Genomic DNA, 9,404 nt, shown 5'->3' on the forward strand with positions numbered 1-9,404 from the left:
TCTATATAACACTCTCTTTTATTGATTAAAAAAATTATTCGTTTCTAATAAAAAACAATACACTTTCTTATCTTATTAAGAAGGTAACCATAAAAAGATACATATTAAATACATTATTAGTGGTGTTTTTAATATTGAATGTTTTATTTAAAATACATCTTTCCTATTTATCTCTATTTTTAATTACTCATAAACGATGTATTCAACAATAAATTAGAGACTTTATATCATATAAGGATGAAAGGTGTAGTTTGAAATTTTAAAAAGATAAAAAAAAAAGCGAAGACAATCTTCGCTTTTTCATTATGAGATATTCTTTTAAAGAAAGAAAAATTAGAAACGGTAGCCCACACCAAACATAAATACAAATGGGTCTAGACGGGTTTTAACATCAAAATCTTTATCAGCAACAGTACTATTAAATCTTGCTTTTGTTTCGATGTTCATCCACCAAACAGACGCATTCAGCATCCAGTTTTTATCGAGGTTATAATCTAAACCAGCTTGCGCTGCAAAGCCCCATGAATCTTTAAGATCAAGGCCATTTAGACCTAAACCACCTGCTCCAGTACCTACAGCAGGATTATTATTAAATTTCTCATCAAAGAACGTGGTAAAGTTCAAACCAGCACCTAAATAAGGACGCAGTTTATCTTCGCTATTACCAAAATAATATTGTGCCATTAATGTTGGTGGTAAATGTTTAACTTTTGCAATTTCACCTACACCAGTTAATGATATTTTATGTTCAAAAGGGGTAGCTGCTAATAGCTCAACACCAATATTATCAGTAATCATATACCCAAAGGTTAAACCTAATTGGGTATTATTATTTACAGCAAAGTGGTCGCCACCTAATATTGCATCAGAACCCGCATTAGGACGCACAGTTGCAGTACCTGCACGGAATAAGAAATCACCCGCTTGGTGAGCAAACGAAATAGAAGGCGCAAGTGTTGCGGCCGCTAAAATAAGCGCAGAAAGTTTTTTTCATTATTTAACCCATTCCAGTAATAAGTAAAATCTCCGCTAAAAATATAACCATTTATTGATAATTATGATCTAATACCGATCACAACTTTGGAATTATTTTTGCAGAAAGTGTTATTTCTCTTTTTTATTATTTATCAATACGATTATTTTATAATTGATCCACATCAAATTACTGATTAATACAATTTTTTTCTTATAATTAAATTTATCGTTACTGCTAATTTTTGAATAAAAAATATTCCTTAAAAGACATATTTAAAAAATAAAGTTATCTTTATGTTAAAATAATGTTTGTTTTTATTTTAAGCGAGAAGGATATTATGATAATTAACATCAAGAAAAAAGACCCAAAAGAGAAGTAAGAGAAAATATCCCTTTTTGTTGTTGTAGAAGGTACAATAGCGCGCATTGACACAGTCTATTTTTATAGGAGCAGTTTCATGCCTACCACGGCACGCACAATCTACCGAGACAGTCTGAATTTTTATAAGAATGAACGACGTAGCATTGTTACCCTTTCCGCTATCCTTGCTGTTATTTTAGCGATCATTCATGTCTTAATTGGCCCTAATCCTCAAGAATACCAATTGATGATTGAATTTGTGGCTAATTTTAAAAATACGCAGCTTTCTTCTGCTTCTCCTGATGAGTTAGAAGCAATGTCAAACAGTGTCGTGGGTATAGCCAAAAAAGTGTTGTCACTGTATGCATTTGAGACATTACAACAAAGCATCTTAGTGTTAACTTTATTGATGTTCGCCATGGCAATCTCTGCTGGTCACAATGTCACTCTTGGGCAAACATTTAACGCATGTTTACCTCGCTTACCAAAAATGTTTTTATTAATTGTTCTGTGCTCTATTTTAATTAGCGCCGGTTTTATGGTGATGATTATTCCTGGCATCATTTTACTCATTGGTTTTGCATTAGCGCCGGTTGTTTTAGTGCGCCAACAAAATCTGGGAAGTGCAATTCGTTTAGGTTGGAAAATTGGATTTAGTGAATCAGGTTCACTTATTCCTGCTTTAGGTATTTGGATCTTATTGCAGTTTGGTATTGGTTTTGTGAGTAATCTTACAATTCAGCTGCCTGATCTTATCCATAACTTCTTATTCTATCTTCTAAAAAATATGGCTTCCGCTTGGATGATTATTTACCTGTTTCGTTTGTTTATGTTGGTTGAAAACAAATATACGACTCAACAAACGCGCTAATTTATTCAAAACCTCGCTACCGACAAAATTGACCGATAAAAAATCCCGTGTATAAGCTAAGAACTTATCACGGGATTTTACTTTTATTCATCACCACATATAAAATTATTTAAGGTATTGATGTATGACTCTCTCTGCTCACTTCTGATATCGATGCTTCGTGTTCCTCTACTTCTTGCTTTAATGCTTCTTTTCTTGCTTCTCTCTGCTTTTCTTTGATCTGCTGTCGGCTTTGATACAGTCGGATCACAAAATAGAGATCAGGGGCGATAATTAAGTCATCTTCATTGAGCGAAATTCTGTTACGTTCAATCCAGCGATTTAACTCGGTTCTACGGCCAGCTAAAACCAATTTCACGCCCTTTATACGCAACTCTCGTATTAATTCATCAATAGCTGCAAATACGCTAACATCGTCATAAGTGAAGCTGACAGCCGCATCTACGGCTAACCATGCAGGGCGTTGAGGTGCACTATCAACAAGTTGAAGTACCCGTTTTTTAAAGTAACCCACATTAAAATAAGTCAATGGTGAATTAAAACGGTACATCATTAAACCATCGATAGGTTCAATACCATTATCTTTATTCATTGAATGAACCATGCCCTGTTCATCAACACCCAATAATTGATCGCTTGGTCGAAAAACAATACGCAAAAATTGTAATAAGCCTAATAAAACCGCAAAACCAATACCATTAATCAACCCTGCTAATAACACTGCTAATAAGGTAAATGATGCCAATGTAAATGCTTGTTTATTACGTTTACGATAAGACCAAATATGACGAATACTTAGTAATGACCATGAAGAAACAATTAACACAATACCTAGCGAAGATAATGGAATATAGGCGAGAAAATCGGTCATAAATAACAGCACGAGCAGAATAACCAGTGCTGCAATAATAGAAACTAATTGCGTTTTACCACCGACAGAATCATTGACTGCGGTACGGCTACTTGCCGCACTCACTGCAAATCCTTGAGAAAGCGCCGCCGCAATATTGGCAATACCTAATGCTTTTAATTCTTGATCTGCATCGACATCATAACCATTTTTGCTGGCAAAACTGCGGGCGGTCATCATAAAACTCACAAAACTAATGACAGCCAAGTTGATAGATGGAACCAATAATTCTCGTAATACACCTGGATGAAATCCGCTCATTGAGACGACAGGCAGAAATAGATCAACATTTCCTGCCTCTTTATTCACAATAGCGATGCCATAGCTTGCTAAATCAAATTGCCAACTAAGATAGGTCATTACAACCATGGCAATTAATGGTGCTGGCCATCGGCTACGAAAATAGCGAATGCCTAATAATAAAGCGAGCGTTATCGCTGACATCAATACCGTAGGGACATGTGCATCCATTAATCGAAATGGAACTTCAATTAATTTTTCAATTAAGTGCTCTGGAGAAGTAACAAAACCAAATACTTTACTAATTTGCCCAACCATAATGGTGATCGCGACACCATTTAATAAACCTTGAAGAATAGGACGCGATAGAAAATCAGTAAATGCCCCCAACCGAAAGTGGCTAGCCAAAATACACCAAAACCCCGTCATTGCCGTCATGATAATTGCAAGTTGCCATCGTGTATTTTCATCACCAGCAGATAATGGAATAACGACCGCAGCAATAACGGCACACGTTGCCGCATCTGGCCCTGTAATTAATTGGCGTGAAGTACCAAATAATGCATAAATAATCATGGGGAAAATACAGGCATACAACCCAACAATCGCATTAATGCCTAATAATTCGGTATAAGCAATGGCAACAGGTAGCGCGACAGCAGCCACTGAAAGCCCTGCTTTTAAGTCATAGCCAAAATATTCACGCTTATAGTTAAATAATAAGCCTAATCCTGGCATCCATTTTATTATTCTTTTTCCGTTCATTGATTTCCTCTTATCAGAAATACTTTTTTTATTTATGTATTCATCAAAAAAGTGGCGGATGATAATGATGAGTATATGAATCATATACTAGTGCAATATTTAAATCCTCCTTCATAACTCAAGCTTGAGTTTTAATTTTACATAAATGCAATTACGTTGAGTTTTCATTAAGTTATTTCAGATAAAATGCGCATTTTTTGTATAAATTAACACTCTGTCATTAAAGATATGCAATTGTTTACCCATTTTCTGTCGCTTTGCATTAGAATAGCCAAGTTTATGAATTTAATTACCATAGGTTCCTATCTGTTATGAAAAATGGCTGGCTTAAGCAATTACTTGATTTTGCTCCACTATTAGTATTTTTTTATCTTCTATAAATGGCAAGATATTTTCTATGCTTCAGGTGCATTAATTATCGCGACGTGGATCTCAGTCGGCTTGACATGGCTTATTTTCCATAAAGTTGAGAAAGCGCCACTCATTACCGCCATCGTCGTCACTATTTTTGGCTCATTAACCATCTTCTTCCATTCTGCTGATTTTATTAAATGGAAAGTGACCGCTATTTATGCCATTTTTGCCATCGTTTTAATTGGAATGCAGTTATTTACGCCAAAAACGTTAATGGAAAGAATGTTAGGTAAAGAGCTTGCAATGCCACCAGCAAACTGGAAGAAACTCAATATTGCATGGGTAATTTTCTTTTTTGCTTGTGCTCTCGGTAATATTTATGTGGCATTTTCTTTAGCGGAAGAGACTTGGGTTAATTTTAAAGTTTTTGGCTTAACTATTTTAACCTTTATCTTTACTATCGCGAGTGTGGTTTATATCTGGAATAACCGTTTACCAGAAGAACAGACTGAAAACGACACGACGGAAAATAGTGAACACGAATTATCAGGTGATATGACAAAACAAGCATCTAAGCCAACATCACACGATGCTCATTCAAAATCTGAATAATCATTTTATTGTATTGGGAGATGTGTACTCATCATGATTTAGCTTGACATAGATAAGTAGATATTTCCTTGGTTTAAACATTGACAGATAATAATTCTCCATGACTGAACAACAATCTTTGCCTAATGGTGAGCTCGTTTTACGCACTCTAGCCATGCCTGCTGATACTAACGCCAATGGTGATATTTTCGGAGGCTGGTTAATGTCTCAAATGGATATCGGTGGTGCAATTTTAGCAAAAGAAATTGCGTTAGGTCGTGTCGTTACTGTAAGCGTAACAGGCATCACCTTTCTTAAACCTGTTGCTGTTGGCGATGTCGTTTGTTGCTATGCGCGTTGCTTAAAAACGGGTAACTCTTCAATTACTGTTAATATTGAAGTCTGGGTTAAAAAAGTCGCCACAGAACCTGTCGGACAACGCTATCGTGCAACAGAAGCGGTGTTTACCTATGTTGCCGTTGATGAGAACAACTCAGCTCGCCGCTTACCTGAAGGTAAAACTCACTTTACGCTAACAAGTACTCTGGAATAAAACACCATTACGACAATTCAATTACGATAAATAGCGTGAAAGTAGTAAAATTTGAAATACTAAAAAAGGCACTTATTAAAGTGCCTTTTGTTTATTTTCTATCCAACAACTGATATTGCTTTCCTTAGCTTTTGAGTTTTATCAAAGTTAGCTTGTTGATATTCCAGTCATTTTGAACTCAATAACAACAACTTTTCCTTTATAAGGGATTTTTTCATAGCGCCATTGACGCATCGCTCTTTTTACTTCGCGTTCAAACACATTTTTAGGATCAGCAGAAAGTATTTCTACATTATCCACTCGCCCATCCGCATCAACATCAAAACGAACTTTAATTGAACCTTCTATCCCCACCGCCTGGGCACGTGGTGGATATATAGGTAAACCTTGGCGTACTGCATTTGGTACTTTACCTTCACCACTGCTTGCCACTGCAACGGGTTTTTCATCGCCTTTATCACTTGGCTTTGCCGTCGGGTTAAGATTTTTGAGATCATTACCTTTATTAACAACTAAAGGTTGTGGTCGCTCAACAGGCGGTTTCGGTTTTTCCACAGGTTTTGGTTTAGGTTTCGGTTTTGGTTCTGGTTTTTTCTCTATTGGTTTTTCAATAACAGGTTTTACATCAGGAATAGGTTCTGGTTCTGGCTCGGGTTCTGGTTCAACAACCGGTTCAGGTTCAGGAGGAGTGACTTCTTCAACCACAGGCTCTGGTTCACCAGCAGGCTCATCCGCTGCAAATGCCAACATCTGTATAGAGATAGGCTCAGGGGTAACAGGCTTATCTTCTACAACATAGAACATCGCAGCTGCAACAAGTGAGGCATGTAAACAAAGCGATATGAATACCCAAAGCTTCCAACGCATAACTGATCTTATTTCACCTAAAGAAAAAATATGCCCCTAGTTTAAATGCAAATAGCAATCATATTCAATAACGTTTAGCAAAATGATTGATATTAACTGTTAAAAAAGTGAAATTATGAGTTCCATTCTATGTGTTGTACAAATAAAAGTGCTCTATGTTTTCTAGAAGTATCAAGTTTACGTAGTTTATAAATTCGGAAATTACGACGAGATTGCCCTTCTAACCATCGACGTCGTTTACGTATAGCTTGTCTCATCATTCGCCAACGAGCGACTTCAGTCCTACTATGTCTCATGCTATCAGCACCTATTTTTTCGAATAAGTGGACTATTATAAGACGTTCATTTTGTGATCCAAGGGGGGAATTATGATTTGCTTTAATTTCATTCATTATTTTAGCATTTCTCACAAAGAAAAAAATGAATAAAGAATTGAGTATTATTGCTTATTTGATGCTTATCTCTTAAGAAAGAGATTTGACAGAGATAATAATCCTGATTTAATAACAACATTCGGCAAATAACAAAAATAATGAACTATTTTTAGTAAATTGCCTTTAGCTTATCCATGCAATTCATTTTCAACGGAAAATAGCTCTACTATGACAACATTTTATACTGTATTAAGTTGGCTAACCTTTTTCTTCTATTGGCTATTAATTGCGGGGGTCACATTTCGAGTCCTAATGCATCGACGACCTGTCACATCAACGATGACATGGTTATTGATCATCTATATTCTGCCATTAGTCGGTATTATTGCATATTTTGCTTTTGGTGAATTACACCTAGGAAAACGACGTGTCGAACATGCTAAACAGATGTGGCCTTCTGTTGTTGCGTGGCTTGAAGACTTAAGAAAATGTAAGCATATCTTTGCTACAAGTACGAGCGATATTGCAACCCCTCTTTTCCAATTAACCGCTAAGCGCCAAGGTATTAAAGGTGTTAAAGGTAACAAAATTGAACTTTTAACCACCTGCGAAGATTCGCTAAATTCAATTACACGCGATATTAATAACGCTCGTGATAACATTGAAATGGTCTTCTATATTTGGCAATCAGGGGGGTTAGTTGATGAAGTCACCGACGCTTTAATCAGAGCAGCTAAACGTGGTGTAAAATGCCGAGTCATGGTTGATTCCGCAGGGAGTTGGAATTTCTTTCGTACTAATGGCCCAGAGGTCATGAGAGCCGCGGGTATAGAGTTTGTTGAATCACTGCATGTTAATTTATTCCGTTTTTTCTTACGTCGCATGGATTTGCGTCAGCATCGAAAAATCGTATTGATCGATAATTATATTTCCTACACAGGAAGTATGAATATGGTTGATCCTCGTTATTTCAAGCAAGATTCTGGTGTAGGCCAATGGATTGATATTATGGTAAGAATGGAAGGTCCAGTTTCTACTACATTAGGTATGATTTATGCCTTTGACTGGGAAATGGAAACGGGTGAACGCCATTTACCCCCTCCTCCAGATGATAATATTATGCCTTGTGAGCAAGAAAGCGGCCATACAACACAAGTCATTGCCTCAGGTCCAGGGTTTCCTGATGAGCTAATTCAACAATCGCTTATAACAGCCATTTACTCTGCAAGAAAAGAATTGGTACTGACAACACCTTATTTTGTACCTAGCGATGATCTGGCCCATGCAATATCAACTGCTGCAATGCGGGGTGTTAATGTAAGCATTATTGTTCCTCGCAGTAATGACTCTTTTCTTGTACGTTGGGCAAGTTGCTCATTCTTTACAGAAATGCTTGAATCAGGTGTGAAAATATTCCAATTTGAAGATGGTTTATTACACACTAAAAGTGTGATGGTTGATGGGCAACTCAGTATGGTAGGTTCAGTTAACCTTGATATGCGTAGCTTATGGTTAAACTTTGAAATTACCGTTGTCATTGATGATGAAGGTTTTGGAAGTGATTTAAGCATTGTTCAATATGATTATATTGCCCGCTCGACAGAGCTAACCATCGATGAATGGGAAAAACGGCCATTCTTAAATCGTGTACTAGAGCGTATCTGCTATTTCTTTAGCCCTCTGTTATAACAGAAATGTTATAATCCATAGACTACTCAGAACTGGTAACAATTAACCGTTCTAGATTAGTAGAAATGCGATACAAATGACACGATAATTATTGGAACAATAGATAGGCATTACCATGAATGAACCAACCTTAATCAGTGAAGACGACGCTTTAGAACAAGCTTATGATCTATTTCTGGCACAAGCCGCCGATAATTTAGATGTTGCAGACCAATTATTGTTTAACTTGCAATTTGAAGAACGAGGCGCAGCTGAAGTGGTTCCATTAGGTAATGATTGGCAATTTATTGTTGGTCTACCTGTCACATCCGCCCGTTTTAGTGAAGTGATTATTGGTCTTGCTCCGGATGATAATTCCGATATTGATGATATTTTTGGTCGAGTTCTAATTAGTCGCGATCCATTACAGCCTATGTTCCATATTATCTGGAAATCATAATCACGTTTATCATCACCTACTTATATTTTAGCAGGTGATTTTTTATTTCAGAAAGAAATAAAATGCATGAAAACGACTTTATTATCGACACTATTTTTGCTTTAGCTTTCTTTGGTGCATTTTATTGGTATATCTGCGTAGTTGTTATTATTGTTATGCTCTTTGTTTAAGGTAAGGTAAGCGAAGCTTTGACATAATTTCCTCATAATTCACACTAAAGATAAACCCACAACCAACTGTATATAGAAATAGTAATGATATATTCAATTTATAGCGATGGGGTTATCAATTTTGTAGTGTTTACTTTAGAGGCAATACTCTTTGGTATAAGCAACTTAATTTACTACTTAGGCTTTATCAGCTTTATTGTCGCTTTATTTACGCGTAATATCTATTATTCAAAGCATTTTAGATG

7 protein-coding genes and 2 pseudogenes are annotated in these 9,404 nt (G+C 36.3%); 5 read left to right on the top strand and 4 right to left on the bottom strand.

Annotated features, from left to right (window positions below):
* Positions 1–333: 333 nt before the first annotated feature.
* Positions 334–990 (bottom strand): annotated as a pseudogene (gene ompW / locus BHE89_RS03400) (outer membrane protein OmpW); the annotation flags it as partial.
* 443 nt (positions 991–1,433) lie between these two features.
* Here ompW and BHE89_RS03405 point away from each other — a divergent pair.
* The gene (locus BHE89_RS03405) at positions 1,434–2,207 is read left to right on the top strand and encodes a YciC family protein (RefSeq protein ID WP_069369254.1); all 774 of its coding nucleotides are present in this window, start codon (positions 1,434–1,436) and stop codon (positions 2,205–2,207) included.
* Between the two features lie 109 nt (positions 2,208–2,316).
* Here BHE89_RS03405 and BHE89_RS03410 read toward each other — a convergent pair whose 3' ends face one another.
* Positions 2,317–4,122, bottom strand: a complete 1,806-nt coding sequence (locus tag BHE89_RS03410) for a SulP family inorganic anion transporter (RefSeq protein ID WP_069369255.1) — start codon at positions 4,120–4,122, stop codon at positions 2,317–2,319.
* A gap of 311 nt (positions 4,123–4,433) precedes the next feature.
* Here BHE89_RS03410 and BHE89_RS03415 point away from each other — a divergent pair.
* A pseudogene (locus BHE89_RS03415) lies at positions 4,434–4,983 on the top strand (septation protein A); the annotation flags it as partial.
* Positions 4,984–5,188: 205 nt separating this feature from the next.
* Positions 5,189–5,620 (top strand): acyl-CoA thioester hydrolase YciA, encoded by a 432-nt coding sequence (gene yciA / locus BHE89_RS03420; protein ID WP_069369257.1) that lies wholly within the window; start codon positions 5,189–5,191, stop codon positions 5,618–5,620.
* Positions 5,621–5,767: 147 nt separating this feature from the next.
* Here yciA and tonB read toward each other — a convergent pair whose 3' ends face one another.
* Positions 5,768–6,487: a TonB system transport protein TonB gene (gene tonB, locus BHE89_RS03425; protein WP_069369258.1), complete on the bottom strand. Its 720-nt coding sequence runs from the start codon at positions 6,485–6,487 to the stop codon at positions 5,768–5,770.
* A 113-nt stretch (positions 6,488–6,600) separates the two neighbouring features.
* Positions 6,601–6,783 (bottom strand): YciY family protein, encoded by a 183-nt coding sequence (locus tag BHE89_RS03430; RefSeq protein ID WP_036913581.1) that lies wholly within the window; start codon positions 6,781–6,783, stop codon positions 6,601–6,603.
* Positions 6,784–7,089: 306 nt separating this feature from the next.
* On the opposite strand from BHE89_RS03430, the gene cls reads away from it, so the two are divergent.
* Both cls and BHE89_RS03440 read left to right on the top strand, forming a co-directional pair.
* Positions 7,090–8,550 (top strand): cardiolipin synthase, encoded by a 1,461-nt coding sequence (cls, locus tag BHE89_RS03435; protein WP_069369259.1) that lies wholly within the window; start codon positions 7,090–7,092, stop codon positions 8,548–8,550.
* A gap of 109 nt (positions 8,551–8,659) precedes the next feature.
* The gene (locus BHE89_RS03440) at positions 8,660–8,989 is read left to right on the top strand and encodes an HI1450 family dsDNA-mimic protein (RefSeq protein WP_409565727.1); all 330 of its coding nucleotides are present in this window, start codon (positions 8,660–8,662) and stop codon (positions 8,987–8,989) included.
* Positions 8,990–9,404: the final 415 nt, after the last annotated feature.

Source organism: Shigella sp. FC1967 (assembly GCF_001743005.1).
In the GTDB taxonomy this organism is placed as follows: domain Bacteria; phylum Pseudomonadota; class Gammaproteobacteria; order Enterobacterales; family Enterobacteriaceae; genus Proteus.

Bases quoted from the DNA above. Each gene is read 5' to 3' on its own strand.
- BHE89_RS03405 (WP_069369254.1), top strand. From the start codon at position 1,434: ATGCCTACCACGGCACGCACAATCTACCGAGACAGTCTGAATTTTTAT.
- BHE89_RS03410 (WP_069369255.1), bottom strand. From the start codon at position 4,122: ATGAACGGAAAAAGAATAATAAAATGGATGCCAGGATTAGGCTTATTA.
- cls (WP_069369259.1), top strand. From the start codon at position 7,090: ATGACAACATTTTATACTGTATTAAGTTGGCTAACCTTTTTCTTCTAT.
- BHE89_RS03430 (WP_036913581.1), bottom strand. From the start codon at position 6,783: ATGAGACATAGTAGGACTGAAGTCGCTCGTTGGCGAATGATGAGACAA.
- yciA (WP_069369257.1), top strand. From the start codon at position 5,189: ATGACTGAACAACAATCTTTGCCTAATGGTGAGCTCGTTTTACGCACT.
- tonB (WP_069369258.1), bottom strand. From the start codon at position 6,487: ATGCGTTGGAAGCTTTGGGTATTCATATCGCTTTGTTTACATGCCTCA.